Source organism: Streptomyces nigra, from assembly GCF_003074055.1.
GTDB lineage: Bacteria > Actinomycetota > Actinomycetes > Streptomycetales > Streptomycetaceae > Streptomyces > Streptomyces nigra.
In genome coordinates, this window is sequence record NZ_CP029043.1 from 4,143,156 (window position 1) to 4,158,334 (window position 15,179).

The window sequence follows — 15,179 nt, forward strand, 5'->3', positions numbered from 1 at the left end:
TGACGCACGGTGTAACACGTACGAGCGCAGATATGCACGGAGGGCGTCCATGCGACTCCATAGAGTTACGCTCGCCAGATGCACACCTGGCGCAGCACCTCAGCTCTCCCCGCCCCGGCCGCGAGCACGCCGGGCGCACGCGACCGCCATCGCCGTTCCCGGCGGGCGGGCACCCTCGGAGCCCTGCTCGGCGCCGCCGCGCTCCTCGTCTCGGCCTGTTCCTCCGGCGGGGCGGCGAAGCCGGCGGGGAACCCGGCGGCCGGGGCGGCCCTGGCCGCGCTCCCGCGCTCGACGCCGGCGGCCCTCGCGCCGTACTACGACCAGAAGCTGAGCTGGCGGGCGTGCGGGGTGCCCGGGTTCCAGTGCGCCACGCTGAAGGCTCCGCTCGACTACGCCAAACCGGACGCCGGTGAGACCCGGCTCGCGGTGGCCCGCAAGAAGGCCACCGGCCCCGGCGAACGCCTCGGCTCGCTGCTGGTGAACCCGGGCGGACCGGGCGGCTCGGCCATCGCCTACCTCCAGCAGTACGCCGGGATCGGCTACCCCGTCGACGTCCGGGCCCGCTACGACATGGTGGCCGTCGACCCGCGCGGGGTCGCTCGCAGCGAGCCCGTCGAATGCCTCGACGGACGGCAGATGGACCGGTACACCCGGACCGACTTCACGCCGGACGACGAGAAGGAGGTCGGTGAGCTCGTCGACGCGTACAAGCGGTTCGCGGAGGGCTGCGGGGCCGACGCCCCCGGTCTGCTGCGCCATGTCTCGACCACCGAGGCGGCGCGCGACATGGACCTCCTGCGCGCGGTGCTCGGCGACGACAAACTGGCGTACGTCGGGGCGTCGTACGGCACCTTCCTCGGGGCGACGTACGCCGGGCTGTTCCCGGACCGGGTGGGGCGGATGGTCCTGGACGGCGCGATGGACCCGTCGCTGCCCGCCCGGCGGATGAACCTCGACCAGACGGCCGGCTTCGAGACGGCGTTCCGGGCGTTCGCCCGGGACTGCGTCCGGCGCGAGGACTGCCCGCTCGGCGACGAGGCGAAGAAGGTGGGGACCAACCTCAAGGCGTTCTTCAGGAAGCTCGACGCGCGGCCGGTCCCCACCGGGGACGCGGACGGCCGCGAGCTCGGCGAGTCCCTGGCCACCACGGGTGTGATCGCGGCGATGTACGACGAGGGCGCCTGGCCGACCCTGCGCGACGCGCTGAACTCGGCCATGCGGGAGAACGACGGCTCCGGGCTGCTCGCCCTGTCCGACAGCTACTACGAGCGTGACGCCGACGGCCGCTACACGAACCTGATGTTCGCCAACGCCGCCGTGAACTGCCTGGACCTGCCCTCGGCCTTCTCCACGCCGGAGGAGGTCCGCAAGGCCCTGCCGGCCTTCGAGAAGGCGTCCCCGGTCTTCGGCGAGGGCCTGGCCTGGGCCACCCTGAACTGCGCGTACTGGCCGGTGGCGCCGACCGGGCAGCCGCAGCGCATCGAGGCGCGCGGAGCGGCCCCGATCCTGGTGGTCGGCACGACCCGCGACCCGGCGACCCCGTACCGCTGGTCCCAGGCCCTGTCCCGCCAGCTCTCCTCGGCCCGCCTCCTCACCTACGACGGCGACGGGCACACGGCGTACGGGCGGGGCAGCGTGTGCGTCGACCGCACGATCAACGCGTACCTCGTCCGGGGGAAGGCGCCGGCCGCGGACAAGCGCTGCTGAGGCCGGCGGCCGACCGCGCCGCTCTCCACCCCCGTGCCGCCCTGTCCGCCCTGGCAGCAGGGGTCCGGGGCGGCGCGGGGGTGGCCTGCGGGGTGGCCCGGGGGCTGGTTCGGAGCACCACAGAAACTGTGTAGACTTACCGTCGTTGCCGATCGCACCATAGTGCGGGCAGCGCGCCGCCTTAGCTCAGATGGCCAGAGCAACGCACTCGTAATGCGTAGGTCTCGGGTTCGAATCCCGAAGGCGGCTCCATCCGAAGCCCAGCTCAGATTGCTCTGAGCTGGGCTTTTTGCATCAGCGGATGCGGCGACGGCGTAGGGAGCGGGCCGCACGGGTGTCGGTGGTCTCAGTTCGAAGGCGGGTCGCATGCGTGGGGTGGGAGTGGCCGTGACCGCGATAGCGGTGATGACGGCGCTGACTGGCTGTGGTGGCGGCGGTGACGGCGTCGGCGCAGCAGACGAGCGGGCGACGGCGACCGCTCGTGCGGCCGACAAGCCGACCAGTGACGAGGTGACCGTCACCGCCGTGCGGAGTGATGTCCGGGCGGCGGCCGCGGCTGCGGAGATGGGGCGGCGGTTGATCTTCGCCGACAGAGACGCGTTTCAGACTCCGTGCCGGGTGTTGGGGGTTCTGCGGACTGAAGACGTGCCGAAGCGTGGGGCGGTGGACTCGGTGACTGCCGTGCTGAAAGCGCGGGGTTGGGGACACATGCAGCAGGTGCCTTCCGAGGACGGCCAGGTCTGGCTCCTGGAGAAGAGCGGCTGGAGGATGTTCGTGGGTGCGGGGAAGGCCCCTGAGGGAGCGGGAATCCTGTTCGACGCGTCGGGGAAGGCGTGCGGGGTGCCCATGCCGTCGCGGCCCGCGGTCTCCGGGCCTGCGGAGCGGCCCGTCCTCCCCTGAGCTCAGGCGCCCCCTGAGGGTCGGCGGGCTGCGCCGGGTGTCGGCCGGTTCGGGAGATGCCCACTGGAGTCAGACGGTGTGCGAGCCGATCCGGTTGTGCGACCGGGGGACCATCCGGGCTGCTCGTGCTCCGTCCATGGGCGGAGGGATTCTGCCGCTGCAGAGGATTCGCTCGGCCGCTGTTCGCGAAAGGTTTGGTGTATCTCGTACGCCCACCCCGTGAGGATCTTTCGCACGTGCTCAGCAGTCGAAGTCCCGTTCCCACCTGTGCTCTCGGCAGCTCCCAGGAGGAGCCGGTCGTCAGTGGGGGGCATGATCCGGATCGGCATGCCGGGATGGGGTCGTTCACCAAGGTCGTCACCGCGACCGTGCTGCAGCGGCTGGCCGAGCAGGGGGTGGTCGGGTTCGATGACCCCGTCGAGCGGTGGCTCGGGGTGCCGGCGGGGACCGGCATCACCCTGAGGCATCTCGCGGGGCATACGTCGGGCAGGGCGACCGGGCCGGGGAGCGCGGCCGGTGGTCCTGGATCATCAACAAGCTCAAGGACCTCGGTTCCGGCGCCTGGAACAAGCTGAAGGACGCGGCCCGCGCGGGCTACGACGCCTTCAAGAAGGCGTACGAGCGCTATGTGCCGTGGCTCGTCCGCAAGGCGATCGAGGTCGGCGCCACGGTGTACGAGGTCTACTCGGCCGTCCGGGACTTCATCGGTCTCTGATGTCCGGGCTGTCCGGACGGGCCGCCTCGGGACCGGCCGGACAGGGGCGCGGCGGACGCGGGTCCCGGAACCTCGTCGTTCCGGGGCCCGCACGCCGCACTCCCCACCCCACCGCGCTCCACTGGATTTCCCTTCGACTCAAGGAAGACATGAGCAACGAAAGCCCCTCCGTGACGCCGCACGAGGCTCCGTCCTCCGTCAGCGGTGACGCCTGGCCGGTGCTGCCGCTCGGGCTGGCCGCCGCGCTGCTGCGCACTCTGGGCGACCACACCTGGGCGTACGTCCTGGGCGCGGTGATCGGTGGCACAGGGCTGCTGGCGGCGGTGATCGCGGTGGCCGAGTGCGTGCGCGCGGTGCGGCGCGGAGCGTCCGTCGGCAAGGCGGTCTGGGTGGTCCTCCTGCTGCTGGCCGGCGGGTTCGCCGTGGTCCACCAACTCGCCACGGCCTGACGGGCGGGGGCAAGGGATGTCCACCATCGAGATCGACGACCTGACCAAGGCGTACGGCAAGAAGCGCGTGGTCGACGGCCTGTCGTTCACCGTGCGCCCGGGATCCGTCACCGGATTTCTGGGACCGAACGGTGCCGGCAAGAGCACGACCCTGCGTATGGCGCTCGGCCTGACCCGGCCCGACCGGGGGACGGCCCGTATCCAGGGGCGCAGCTACCACGAGCACGCCGAACCGCTGCGTGTCGTGGGCGCGTTGCTGGACGCGCGCTGGGCGCACCCCAAGCGCAGCGCGCGGGCGCATCTGACATGGCTCGCGCACAGCAACCGGATCGACACCGGCCGGGTGGACGAGGTCCTGGCCAGGGTCGGGCTCACGGAAGTGGCCGAGCAGCGGGTCGGCGGCTTCTCGCTGGGCATGTCCCAACGGCTGGGCCTGGCCGGGGCGTTGCTGGGTGACCCGGGGATCTTGATTCTGGACGAGCCCGCCAACGGCCTCGACCCCGAGGGCATCGCGTGGATGCGTGGGCTCCTGCGGCAGCTCGCCGCCGAGGGGCGCAGCGTTCTCGTGTCCAGTCATCTACTCGCCGAAATGGCGCAGTTGGCCGACGAGGTGGTGGTCATCGGCCGGGGCGGCTCATCAAGCAGTGCTCCATCGCGGAACTCACCACGGTCGACGCCTCCGCCGCGGCCGAAGTGTTCGTCCGCGGGCCCGAACCCGGTCGGCTGCGGGAACTGCTCACCCACGCGGGCGCCACCGTGACCGACGGCGTCCCGGGGCCGGACCCGTCCGCTCCGCCGCTGCTCGTGACCGGGCTGAGCTGCGAGGACATCGGCCGGGCCGTGGCCGGGGCGGGCCTCGTGCTGTTCGAACTGACCCCGCGCCGGGGGACCGTGGAGGACGCCTACCTCCAGCTCACGGGCAGCTCGGTGGAGTACCGGGGCTCGGTGCGCCCGGCGGAAGAGAGGGCCGTATGACCAGTACCGCCGTGCTGAAAGCCGAGGCGTACAAGCTGCGTTCGCTCAACTCCACGGCGTGGCTGCTGGGGATCACCGCGCTGGTGTCGCTCACCCTCAGCGGCGTCGCCGTGCGCTCGCCCATGGAGGGGGAGGAGGCAGGGCTCTCCGAGGTCCTGGTCGGTCCCGCCTTCGCGCAGTTCCTGATCATGGTGTTCGCGTCCCGCAGCGCCACGATGGAGTTCCGCACGGGCACGATCTGGCAGTCCCGGCTCGCCGTACCGTCCTGGACCCGGCTGCTGCTGGGCAAGGCCGGGGTGATCGCGGTCCTCGCGGCGCTGATGGGGGTCGTGCTGGCGGCGGGAGGCGTCGCCGTCGCGTCCGTCGCGGCACCCGACGTCGACGTCGTGCCCTCCGGCGGGCTCGAGTGGCGTCAGCTCCTCACCGTTCCCGTCGCGCTCGCCCTCGTGGCCGTGCTGAGCCTGGCCGTCGGTCTCCTCCTGAAGAGCGGTGGCGCGACCATCACCGTCCTGCTGGTGTGGGCGCTGGTCGTCGAACCGGCGCTGTCCGCCACGGGGGACTGGCTGGCGGGGATCGACATCGGCCCGTGGATGCCGTTCCTGGCCCTGAGCGACTTCCAGGGGCAGTCCGGCGGGGTCTCCTTCCCCGGCGGGCCCTACCTGGCCTGCGTCTATGTGGCGGCCGTGACGGTGGCGCTGCTGGCCGTCGCGATCAAGGTGCAGGGGCGGCGGGAGCCGTGACGCCGGCATGCCCCGTACCGTCCGCGCGCACCGCACCGGCCGCACGCTCCGCACCCTCCGTACTCCGGGAAGCAGCCGACGCTCCCCCAGCACGAGGCTCGTCTTCCCGGTGAGGAGATGAGGCGCCGACTGGTTGTCGGCACCGCGCGGCTCCGCCGTACCACCCCCGTGCACGCGGAGCCGTACGTCTCCGGGCCCCGCCCCGCCCCCCTCGGGCAGGGCGGGGCGTTCACGTTTCGCCAGGTGGCGTGGTCAGTCCGACGGGCAGGGTGCCGTGTCCCGGGCCGTGTCCAGGTCCAGACGTTCGCGTTGGGTGCGGCTGTTGGGGCCGGGGAGGGCCGCGCACAGGGTGGTGTGCCAGGCCGTGGGGGAGAGGTGGATCGTGCGGTCGTCCTTGTCCGAGAGGAGGCGAAGGCGGTCGCCCCGGACCTGGGCGATACGCAGGCTGTCGCCCGAGGTCTGGCGCAGCCGGCCCAGCGGTTCGGCGTCGTCCGGGGCGACCAGGCCGACGTCGCCGACGAGGTTGACGACGAGTGTGCCGTCCGGTGCCACGCCCAGCAGTCCCGTCGCGTCGGCGATGGACCGGGTCAGACCGTCCCGGCGTTCGTCGTCCACCCGCCACCACACCACGCGCCGTTCCTCGTCGAGGGCGGCGAGACGGTCACCGTCGGGCGTGAACGTCACCCAGCGGTCGGCGGCGTAGTCCAGGGGCGTGCTCTCCAGGCGGGCCACCCGGGTGCCGCGCCGGACGTCCCAGACCTCGACGCGGCCTCCCTCACGCCAGGTGTCGGTGACGACCGCCACCTCGTGGGGGCGGCCCGGCCTGGGGGTCAGCTGTCCGGTCTCGCCGGTGAATCCCCGCTCCGGAGGGGAGCGTTCGAGGTGGACGGGACCGCCGCTCTGGACCCCGGAGCGCGGGTCCAGCCGGGCCAGCGCGTCACCCAGGCACAGCACCACCAGATCGCCCTCGCCGGTCTGCGCGATGTCCTGCGGGGTGTTCCAGGACGGATCGCCGGTCCGGCCGCAGTCCCAGGCGACCCGGGTGGGGGCGGTCAGGCTGTCCACGTCGTACAGCCAGGCGTCCGTGGTCTCCTGCGACCAGACCAGCACCGCGTCCCCGCCCTTGCGGTCGACCCACGACAGGTGCGGTTCGAGATCGCCCAGCTCGCGGATCGGCCGGGGGAGCGGGGTGTCGTGCGTGCGGGCGCCGGGGCCGAGGATCTCCAGTCGGTCCGGGCGCAGTCGCGCCAGGCGTGAGCCGTCCCTCTTGGGCGCGAAGGCGAGGGCGGTGGCCGTGGAGCGGTCGGTCGGTGCCGCCGGGAGGGGGCGTGCGCGGGCGCGCAGCAGGGTGTCGCCCTCGGCGGTCAGGACCGTGCGGGTCCCGGTGCCGCTTCCGGCGACGCCGAGGGTGTTGTCGGAGGAACCACCCGGCAGGGTCACCGACCAGTAGCGGTCGCCGCCGCGGGGGTCGCGCAGGGTGACACGGCGGTGGTCGCCCGTCTCTGCCGACACCGTCCCGGTCTCGCCGTAGAGGTGGGTGCCCGTGAGGTCGGCCGTCGTGACCGCCCCCCGGTAGGTGCCGTCCGGTCCCTTCGTGCCGGGGACCAACGGGTACCAGCGGACGCCGTCCTGCTGGACCAGCCAGACGCCCTGGCCGACCGGGGTCTGGTTGAGGGCGGGCTCCGGGCCGTACACGCGGCGCTCCCGCGCGCCGGAGGCCGTGGCGTAGAGGTCGAGGTAGAAGTCCGCGCCCTTCCTCGCGGTGGCGGCGACCGCGATCCGGTCACCGTCGGCCGGCAGCCACGCCATGCGCGGGCTCCGCCGGGCCATGGGCCGTTGGGAGACGGGCAGGGTGGCGCCGGTAGTCGTGTCCCAGAGGCGGACGAGCGCCTTGCGGCCGTCGTCCTCGGGGCGGGGCCGCTGGAAGGCGAAGAAGTACAGCAGCCGGGTGCCGTCTTCGGAGAAGTCCAGGTGGGGGGTGTAGACGTCGCCCCGGTCAGGTAGAGCGCCGGACAGCTGACGAGGGCGGGACTCCGGGCGGGTCAGATCCCACAGCAGGGTCCGTCCGTCCACGGTGACCAGGGCGTAGCGCCGGCCGTCGGCGCTGACGGCGTCCCGGAAACCCTGGACCCGCAGCCCGGCGGGGACGCCCGTGAGCCGGGTCGCCCGGGGCCGTCCGTCGAGGGCGCCGGTGACGGCCGTCGCGGTCAGGTCGGCCGCGCCGTCCGGGCGGGACAGCACCACCAGGGTGCGGGCGTCGGGCGACATCGTCGTCCACTGGACCGTGCCGGGCCAGAGCCCGCTGTGCGCGGAGACGACGTCGTGCCCGCGCACGTACTGCCCGAAGAGCGCCTGTCGCGCCTGGGGCGTGTCCCGCGCCGACCACGCGCCCGCCGCGTACCGGAAGGCGCTGTCCGGGGAGCGCTCCGCGACATCGGTGGCAAGGGTGCCGAGTTCCGTGGCGGCGGCCGTGCGCAGCTGGAGCAGATCGTCCTGGCGGGCGCGGTACGTGATCACCGCGAGGGTGGTCGCCAGCACCGCCAGCACGGTGACCAGGGCGGTGACGCCCCACAGCCGGCGCAGTCCGCGCCGCTGCCGCCGTCGGCCCGCCTCCAGATAGGCGCGCTCCAGGTCGGTGAGGTCGTCGGGGCGTTCCGCGAGCCAGCGCAGGCCCTGGTTGAGGCGTACCCCGTGCGGCAGCAGCCCATCGGGGCGGCCTCCGCCGTCCCACTCCGCCGCGTCGCGTGCCGTACGGTCCTGCCACTCGCGGAACTCGGCGCCCTCGGCCAGCCATTGCGCCAGTCGCTCCCACTTCCACAGCAGCGCCTCGTGCACCACCTGCACGGTGCCGGGAGGGCCGGGGCGCTCCCCGACGTCCAGCACCAGGAGACGGCTCTTGGCAAGAGCGTGCGCCAACGCCGCCTGTTCCGGCACGAGCTGCTGGACGGGCACGGCACGCCGGCTGAAGCCGCCCTGGCCGTCCGGGCGGGCCAGTTGCTGGAACAGCCGCCGGGCGGTGTCCCCCGACGTCCCGGTCGCGGCGAGGCACTTCCGCAGTTCGTCGTTCGCGTACTCGGCGAGCGCCTTGACGACACCGCCCGACCGCTCGTACGCGGCATGGGTCATCGTGTGCGCCTCGCGCCGCTGCCAGAGCTGGGTCAGGGCGAACTGCAGCAGCGGCAGACAGCCCGGCTCGTCCACCGCGTCGGCCACCAGCCGCCCGGCCAGCCCCTCCTCCAGCCGCAGGCCGGGGACCGCCCGTACGGGCTCCTCGACGGCCCGGGTCAGCGACTCCGCCGTCATCGGGGCGAGGAACAGCACGGCGTCACCCAGGCGGGACGAGGTGTCGGCGGCGGTCAGCGCCTCCAGCGTGGCGGAGCGGGCGGTCAACACGACGCGCAGCCCGCCGCCCTGGGCCGGGTCGGGCGCCTGGGCGAGCGCCGAAAGGGTCCGGAAGGCACGCAGCGCTGACTGCGGCGAGGCGGTGGCGTACTCCTCGAACTGGTCGAGGAGCAACACGGCGCCGAACGAGCCGAGTTCGTCGTTGATACGGCCCCGCAGCGCGCGCCGGTCGGTGTCGGAGCCGGCGCACGCCTCGCGCACGGCGTCGAAGCGCGCGCGCCGGGCGCCGTCGTCGGGGGCGGCGCGGTGCCAGGCCGCGGTGACGGCGTCGGCGACCCAGGCGTCCTCAGCGTCAGGGGTGTTCTCCGCCTCGCCGGCCGCGTCCACCGGTTCGGGCACCCGGAGCGTCCACGGCGTGCCCCGATCGGTGAGAGCCGTCACCAGACCGGCCCGCAGCAGCGACGACTTGCCGCTTCCCGAGGGGCCGACGAGCACGGTCACGGGCCGGGACTCCAGGGCCCGTACGAGCTTGCCGGTCTCGTCCTCCCGGCCGTGGAAGTACCGGGCGTGCTCGGTCTCGAACCGGTCCAGGCCCCGGAACGGGCACCCGAGCACATCGGGACCGACCAGCCGGTCCGCCGCCAGCAGATAGGCGGTGCCGTCGAGGGGGCCCTTCCCGCGCAGGGTGAGCATGCCGACGACGACCTCGTTCGCCGGGTCCCATACGGCGGCCCCGCTGAACCCGGGCCCGATCCGCACGCCCGGCGCGGTCAGGTCGACCTGGATGAGGTCGGCGCGCTGCCGGCCGCGCAGGGTGCCGGTCGCGTTGACGCCCCGGGGAACCTGCGGCGGGAAGCCGAACGCCCGGATGTCCCGGTCCCACTCGCCGTCCGAGCCGTCCGCCGTCGGCAGTGGTTCGGCGCCGTCCACAGGCGCCTTGAGTCGCAGCAGCGCGACGTCGTCCTCCGGCCGCCACGACTCGACGTCGGCGGTGACGCGCGGACCCGGTACGGCACCCGCGAGCAGCGGGAAGTCGACCTCGACCGGGCCGGGGGGCGGGCTGCCGTCCGGCTCCGCCACGACGTGGGCGCAGGTGCACAGCAGGCCCTCGTCCACGAGGAAGCCGGCGCCGACCGGTTCGCCGTCCGGCGAGAACACGCGGGCCGCTCCGCGTTCGTAGCGGGCCCGGCGCGGCAGCGGGTCAGCCGGCATCGGAGGCGCCGGTGCCGCCCGTCGTGTCCCACTCGACGCCGACCGTGAAGTGGGCCTCGGCCGTACTCCTCGCGACGACCACGCCCGCCTCGGCGGTCACCTTCACCCCGAACTCCAGGGTGATCCGGTCCGGGCGGCGGGGCATGGAGCGCAGGGAGTCGACGATGTCCTGGACCGCCGGGCGCACCCGGTCGACGGCGGCGCGCAGGGTGTCGGCCGCGCCGGCCGCGTCGTCGGCGGGGCGTGGCCGCCGGATGGGTTCGTAGACGTCCTCGGGTGCCGGGATCGCGGACGCCGGTGCGGTGGTCTCCACCCGGAGCAGCGAGCCGTCGTCGAGTCGGATGCTGGTGATGGCCGTCATCGAGGGCTGCCCGTCCTGTCCTGCGGAAGTCGTGAGACCTAGGTGAAGCGGTGACAACAGACAGTATGCGCAACGACGCAATGGGGCCCGTGGCAACTAGTGGTCCTCAAAAGGGAGTTCGGGGCGGCTCGTCACCTCGCCCGCTTCTGACGGTTACCGCCAATAACCCTGCCCGCCCTTTGGCGCTCCTCTGCCCTGCGGTGCACTGTCCGGCGTCGCTAGCGTCCCCGCATGAGGCGACAGACACGTGTCGGAGCGCGGCGTATCAGGGACTTACAGCGGCTGCGGGACAAGGTGCTCAGCCGGCGGGAGAGCCGCCGGTCCGGGGGCTGGGGGAGACGGCTGGGGCGGCGGGCGGAACGCGCCCGTCCCTGGCTCCAGTTCCTCGCCGACGTGGCCTCGCTGCTCGCCAAGGTCGTGCGCTAGCACCGGCGACGGCCGATCCGCGCCGTCGCCGGACCCGGCCTGTCCTCAGCATTCATCCACAGTAACCAGTGACGTGTGCACAAGCGTTGACCCGGCTCCCGGCCGCCAGCAGAATGGCCGCGCGCTCTTGAGAGCGCTCTCAAACGTGTCCAGCACCGGCCGAGGGAGACCCATGACCGACTTCAGCGACAGACAGGGCCCGGCTCTCAGCCGTCGCGGGCTCATCGGGGCCGGCCTCGGTGCCGCCGTGCTCGGCGCGACCGGCGCGGGCACCGCACAGGCGCGTGTCCCCTCCGGAGGAAACGGCGCGGGGCCCGCCGGACGCCGGGCCGTGGCCTTCCTCGCCGCCGCCATGGACGCCTACCCCGGGCAGGGGCCCGTCCGGCTCGCCCAGAGCTACACCGACCAGGCCGGTCTCTTCAGCACCGCCTTCACCTACGACAACGGGCTCGCGATCCTCGCGCTCCTCGCCGCCCGTACGCCGGACGCGCACGCCCGCGCGGTCGCGCTCGGGGACGCGCTGCTGTACGCGCAGGCGCACGACCCCGCCCATGACGACGGGCGGCTGCGGCAGGCGTACAACGTGGGGCCGTACACCTTCTACGACGGCACGCTGCAGCCAGACGGGTTCGTGCGGGCGGACGGCACGGCCAACGTGGGGACGCAGTTCGGGTTCACGGGGACGGCCGTCGGCGACATGGCCTGGGCCGGGATCGCGCTGGCCACCCTGGCCGGGCGGACCGGGAAGCGCCGCTTTTGCGACGGTGCCGTGCGGATCGGGGAGTGGATCGAGCGCAACGGGCGTACGGACGACGAACCCCTCGGCGGCTACAAGTTCGGTGTCGACGGGTCGGGCGCGAAACTCCCCTTCACCTCCACCGAGCACAACACCGACCTCGTCGGCCTGTTCGGGCGGCTCGCCCGGCTCACGGGGGACCGCGTCTGGCGCGAGCGGCGGGCCCACGCCCGCGCGTTCGTGGAGCGGATGTGGGAGGCGGACGGCGGCTTCTTCTACACCGGCACCAACGACGGGGTGACCGTCAACCGCTCACCCATCCCCGAGGACACCCAGACCTGGACGTACCTCGCCCTCGACGCGCGGTCCCGGGCGCGCTCGCTCGACTGGGCCGCGCGCCACCTCGCCGTCACCGACCACGCCGGACGGCCCAACAGCACGGTCCCGGCAGGGCAGTCGTACGAGGGTGTCACCTTCAGCTCCGCCAGCCTGCTGGCCGACGAGGACCGCCCGATCGCCGAGGGGCAGCCCAAGCCGGACCGCAACGGCGTCTGGTTCGAGGGCACCGCCCATCTCGCGCTCTGCCTGCGCGACCGGCACGGACGGGGCGACGCGGCCCGGGCGCGGCGGCTGCTCGACTCGATCGAACGGGCCCAGGACCGGCTCGGCGACGGCCAGACCGTCGGCGGACGCGCCCTGCCCGCGCGGGCCGGGGTGGTGTCGGCCACCAGCCCGATCGACACCGGCTTCGGGTTCGGCTACTACCCGTACCGGCATCTGGGGGCCACGGCCTGGTACGTGATGGCGGCCGAGCGCTTCAATCCGCTGAGCGCCTGACCGGGGCCCCAGGGGCGAACGTGACGCGTCGCCCCGGTGAACCACTAGCATCACGCCGTTGATGACGGTGGCAGCGGTACGAGACGGGCGAGGGACAGGCATGACGGAACTGAGGATCGCCGTGGCCGTGGTGACCATGGGGAACCGTCCCGCGGAGGTCGACGCGCTGCTGGAGTCCGTGGCCAAGCAGGACCTCGCCCCCCATCGCATCGTGGTCGTCGGCAACGGCTGCCCGCTTCCCGAGTTCGCCGAACGCCTCTCCCTGCCCGGCGAGTTCACCGGCATCGAACTCGACGAGAACCTCGGCTGCCCCGGCGGGCGCAACGTCGCCCTCGAGCGGCTGCGCGCGTTCGGGGACGTCGACGTCGTCGTCGAGCTGGACGACGACGGGCTGCTCGTCGACGCCGATGTGCTGCGCCGGGTACGGGACCTGTACGCCGCCGACGACCGGCTCGGCATCGTCGGGTTCCGGATCGCCGACGAGCACGGCGAGACACAGCAGCGGCACGTACCGAGGGTCGGCAAGTCCGACCCGATGCGGGGCGGATACGTCACCGGCTTCCTCGGCGGCGGGCACGCGCTGCGCATGGCGATGCTCGCGCAGACCGGCGACTGGCCCGCGCGATTCTTCTTCGCCCACGAGGAGACCGACCTGGCGTGGCGGGCGATCGACGCGGGCTGGCGCATCCTCTACGCGCCCGAGCTGCTGCTCCAGCACCCGAAGACGTCGCCCGCGCGGCACGCCATCTACTACCGCGTGAACGCCCGGAACCGGGTCTGGCTGACCCGGCGCCGTCTCCCTCTTCCGCTCATCCCCGTCCATCTCGGGGTGTGGGTGCTGCTCACGCTCGCCCGCACCCGGTCGGCGGCCGGGCTGCGGGCCTGGTTCGGCGGCTTCCTGGAGGGCGTCCGGGAACCGGCGGGCGAGCGGCGGCCGATGAGCTGGCGCACGGTGGGACGCCTCGTCCGGCTGGGACGCCCGCCGATTCTCTGAGGACGCGGCGAAGCGACCTGCCCGTACAGGAGAGCGGCCTGCCCGGGCACGGCGACCCGCCCGCCCCTCACTTCGCGTCCGCGTAGCACTCCACCACCGCCGTCGTGAACGGGAACCGCACGGGCGTCTCCCCGAACGTGAGCCGTCCGGCGAGCGCCGACGCCTCCCGGATCGCCGTCACCACGGCCTCCGCCTCCTCCTCCGGGCAGTGCACGATCACCTCGTCGTGCTGGAAGAAGACCAGCTCCGCCGCCATCCCCGCGCAGGACCGGCGCAGCGCGGCGAGCAGCAGCAGCGCCCAGTCGGCGGCGCTGCCCTGGACGACGAAGTTGCGGGCGAAGCGGCCGCGGGCGCGGGCGTTCGTCGAGGCGTACCCCGGCACCCAGTCCTGGGGCGAGGAGCCGTCGGCCGGGGTGTCCGGGGCGTCCGGGACGGGGATGCCCGCCTCCTCGGCGGGCGCGTCCGAGGCGCCCGCGGCCGGGGGCGAGGTCCGTCCCAGCCAGGTCCGTACGAGCCGCCCCTCCTCACCGGCCCGCGCCGCCTCGTCGACGTACGCGACCGCCTTGGGGAAGCGGCGGCGGAGCGCGGCGAGATTCTTCAGCCCGTCGCCGGACGTCTGGCCGTAGACGGCGCCCAGCACGGCGAGCTTGGCCTGGGCGCGGTCGCCGGAGAAGGCCCGGTCGGAGACGGCCTGGTAGAGGTCGCTCTCGCGTCCGGCGACCTCCATCAGGCCGGGGTCCCGGGAGATCGCGGCGAGCACCCGGGGCTCCATCTGGTCGGCGTCGGCCACGACGAGCCGCCAGCCCGGGTCGGCGACGACCGCGCGCCGGATCACCTTGGGGATCTGCAGGGCGCCCCCGCCGTTGGTCACCCAGCGCCCGGTGACGGTGCCGCCCGCGAGGAACTCCGGCCGGAACCGCCCGTCGCGCACCCAGTCCTGCAGCCAGGACCAGCCGTGGGCGACCCAGATCCGGTACAGCTTCTTGTACTCGACCAGCGGCTTCACCGCCGGATGGTCGACGGATTCGATCTCCCAGCGCCGGGTCGACTTGACCTTGACGCCGGCCTGGGCGAACGCCTTGATCACGTCGGCCGGCAGATCGGGCCGCACCCGGCGCCCGAACGCCGCCGACACCTCGTCCGCCAGCTCGGCCAGCCGGCGCGGCTCCCCGCCGCCCGCGTACCGCTCGCCGAGCAGGTCGGTGAGCACCTGACGGTGGACGGCGGCGCTCCAGGGGAGCCCGGAGCGGTTCATCTCGGCGGCCACGAGCATGCCCGCCGACTCGGCGGCGGTGAGCAGCCGCATACGGTCGGGATGCGCGGTCCTCTCGTGCCGCCGCTGCTGGTCGGCGTACACCTCGGCCAGGTCGGCGAGCGGCACATGGACCGCCTGCGGCTCGAACAGGGAGGACTGGGAGCCCGGCTCGGCGGCGCGCTGGGGCGGATCGGGCGGTACGGGGCCGCCGCGCAGCCGGGCGAGGGCCGCGGCGGCGGACCGCGGCGCTCCGTGCCGCCCCTCGTGGCCGAGGAGGAGGGTCTCGGCGTCCTCGATGTCGTAGCACCGCTCCACGCGCACGCCCGCCGCGAGCAGGCGCGGATAGACCTCGGCGGTGGACCGCCACACCCACCGGGTGACGTCGGGCCGTGCGCGCACCGCCTCCGCGAGGTCGGGTGCGCGGTGCACGGGGCCCGCGAGCAGCCCGTCCGGGCCGAGGGGGGCGAGCTCCGCGCCGCCGTCCTCGGCCGGGGCGAGCGCCCACCGGTCGGTCATGCCGCGAGTGTGGC

The 15,179-nt window shown here is 73.7% G+C and carries 11 protein-coding genes, 1 tRNA gene and 1 pseudogene; 10 read left to right on the top strand and 3 right to left on the bottom strand.

Translation table 11 applies throughout. From position 1 onward, the window contains the following. Positions 1 to 78: 78 nt before the first annotated feature. The 7 genes and pseudogenes from DC008_RS19210 (at position 79) to DC008_RS35465 (ending at position 5,486) form a co-directional block, all read left to right on the top strand. Positions 79 to 1,707, top strand: coding sequence for an alpha/beta hydrolase (locus tag DC008_RS19210; protein ID WP_108708028.1), 1,629 nt, complete (start codon positions 79 to 81; stop codon positions 1,705 to 1,707). A 175-nt stretch (positions 1,708 to 1,882) separates the two neighbouring features. Continuing rightward, positions 1,883 to 1,959: transfer RNA gene (locus DC008_RS19215), tRNA-Thr, on the top strand. Positions 1,960 to 2,094: 135 nt separating this feature from the next. Beyond that, the gene (locus DC008_RS19220; RefSeq protein ID WP_108708029.1) at positions 2,095 to 2,607 is read left to right on the top strand and encodes a hypothetical protein; all 513 of its coding nucleotides are present in this window, start codon (positions 2,095 to 2,097) and stop codon (positions 2,605 to 2,607) included. A gap of 335 nt (positions 2,608 to 2,942) precedes the next feature. After that, a complete protein-coding gene (locus tag DC008_RS36005) occupies positions 2,943 to 3,182 on the top strand; it encodes a serine hydrolase domain-containing protein (protein WP_244221382.1) in 240 nt (79 codons plus the stop codon). 289 nt (positions 3,183 to 3,471) lie between these two features. Then, positions 3,472 to 3,771, top strand: a complete 300-nt coding sequence (locus DC008_RS19230) for a hypothetical protein (protein WP_108708031.1) — start codon at positions 3,472 to 3,474, stop codon at positions 3,769 to 3,771. 16 nt (positions 3,772 to 3,787) lie between these two features. Beyond that, positions 3,788 to 4,746 (top strand): annotated as a pseudogene (locus DC008_RS19235) (ABC transporter ATP-binding protein). Next, positions 4,743 to 5,486: a hypothetical protein gene (locus tag DC008_RS35465; RefSeq protein ID WP_164492333.1), complete on the top strand. Its 744-nt coding sequence runs from the start codon at positions 4,743 to 4,745 to the stop codon at positions 5,484 to 5,486. Before DC008_RS19235 ends, DC008_RS35465 begins: the two are co-directional and overlap by 4 nt. 252 nt (positions 5,487 to 5,738) lie before the next feature. Here DC008_RS35465 and DC008_RS19245 read toward each other — a convergent pair whose 3' ends face one another. Together DC008_RS19245 and DC008_RS19250 are read right to left on the bottom strand one after the other, a co-directional pair. Further along, entirely contained in the window at positions 5,739 to 10,040 is a 4,302-nt protein-coding gene (locus DC008_RS19245; protein WP_108708032.1) for a serine protease, read from the bottom strand. Continuing rightward, the gene (locus DC008_RS19250) at positions 10,030 to 10,401 is read right to left on the bottom strand and encodes a CU044_2847 family protein (protein ID WP_108708033.1); all 372 of its coding nucleotides are present in this window, start codon (positions 10,399 to 10,401) and stop codon (positions 10,030 to 10,032) included. The genes DC008_RS19245 and DC008_RS19250 overlap by 11 nt, the downstream gene beginning before the upstream one ends. A 294-nt stretch (positions 10,402 to 10,695) precedes the next feature. Between DC008_RS19250 and DC008_RS36265 the strand changes: the two genes are divergently transcribed. The 3 genes from DC008_RS36265 to DC008_RS19265 all read left to right on the top strand — a co-directional run bounded on the left by DC008_RS36265 (position 10,696) and on the right by DC008_RS19265 (position 13,394). After that, on the top strand, positions 10,696 to 10,827 hold the full coding sequence (locus DC008_RS36265; RefSeq protein ID WP_279632342.1) for a hypothetical protein: 132 nt from the start codon (positions 10,696 to 10,698) through the stop codon (positions 10,825 to 10,827). A 172-nt stretch (positions 10,828 to 10,999) separates the two neighbouring features. Further along, entirely contained in the window at positions 11,000 to 12,400 is a 1,401-nt protein-coding gene (locus tag DC008_RS19260) for a Tat pathway signal sequence domain protein (RefSeq protein ID WP_108708035.1), read from the top strand. 100 nt (positions 12,401 to 12,500) lie between these two features. Further along, complete coding sequence (locus DC008_RS19265; protein ID WP_108708036.1) at positions 12,501 to 13,394, top strand: glycosyltransferase family 2 protein; 894 nt, start codon at positions 12,501 to 12,503, stop codon at positions 13,392 to 13,394. Between the two features lie 67 nt (positions 13,395 to 13,461). On the opposite strand, the gene DC008_RS19270 is transcribed toward DC008_RS19265, so the two are convergent. Continuing rightward, positions 13,462 to 15,165, bottom strand: a complete 1,704-nt coding sequence (locus DC008_RS19270; protein ID WP_108708037.1) for a bifunctional 3'-5' exonuclease/DNA polymerase — start codon at positions 15,163 to 15,165, stop codon at positions 13,462 to 13,464. Between the last annotated feature and the right edge of the window lie 14 nt (positions 15,166 to 15,179).

Excerpts from the sequence above, each read along its gene's own strand:
- DC008_RS19245 (WP_108708032.1), bottom strand. The coding sequence starts at position 10,040 with ATGCCGGCTGACCCGCTGCCGCGCCGGGCCCGCTACGAACGCGGAGCG.
- DC008_RS19260 (WP_108708035.1), top strand. The coding sequence starts at position 11,000 with ATGACCGACTTCAGCGACAGACAGGGCCCGGCTCTCAGCCGTCGCGGG.
- DC008_RS36005 (WP_244221382.1), top strand. The coding sequence starts at position 2,943 with ATGGGGTCGTTCACCAAGGTCGTCACCGCGACCGTGCTGCAGCGGCTG.
- DC008_RS19250 (WP_108708033.1), bottom strand. The coding sequence starts at position 10,401 with ATGACGGCCATCACCAGCATCCGACTCGACGACGGCTCGCTGCTCCGG.
- DC008_RS19210 (WP_108708028.1), top strand. The coding sequence starts at position 79 with ATGCACACCTGGCGCAGCACCTCAGCTCTCCCCGCCCCGGCCGCGAGC.
- DC008_RS19265 (WP_108708036.1), top strand. The coding sequence starts at position 12,501 with ATGACGGAACTGAGGATCGCCGTGGCCGTGGTGACCATGGGGAACCGT.
- DC008_RS19270 (WP_108708037.1), bottom strand. The coding sequence starts at position 15,165 with ATGACCGACCGGTGGGCGCTCGCCCCGGCCGAGGACGGCGGCGCGGAG.
- DC008_RS19230 (WP_108708031.1), top strand. The coding sequence starts at position 3,472 with ATGAGCAACGAAAGCCCCTCCGTGACGCCGCACGAGGCTCCGTCCTCC.
- DC008_RS35465 (WP_164492333.1), top strand. The coding sequence starts at position 4,743 with ATGACCAGTACCGCCGTGCTGAAAGCCGAGGCGTACAAGCTGCGTTCG.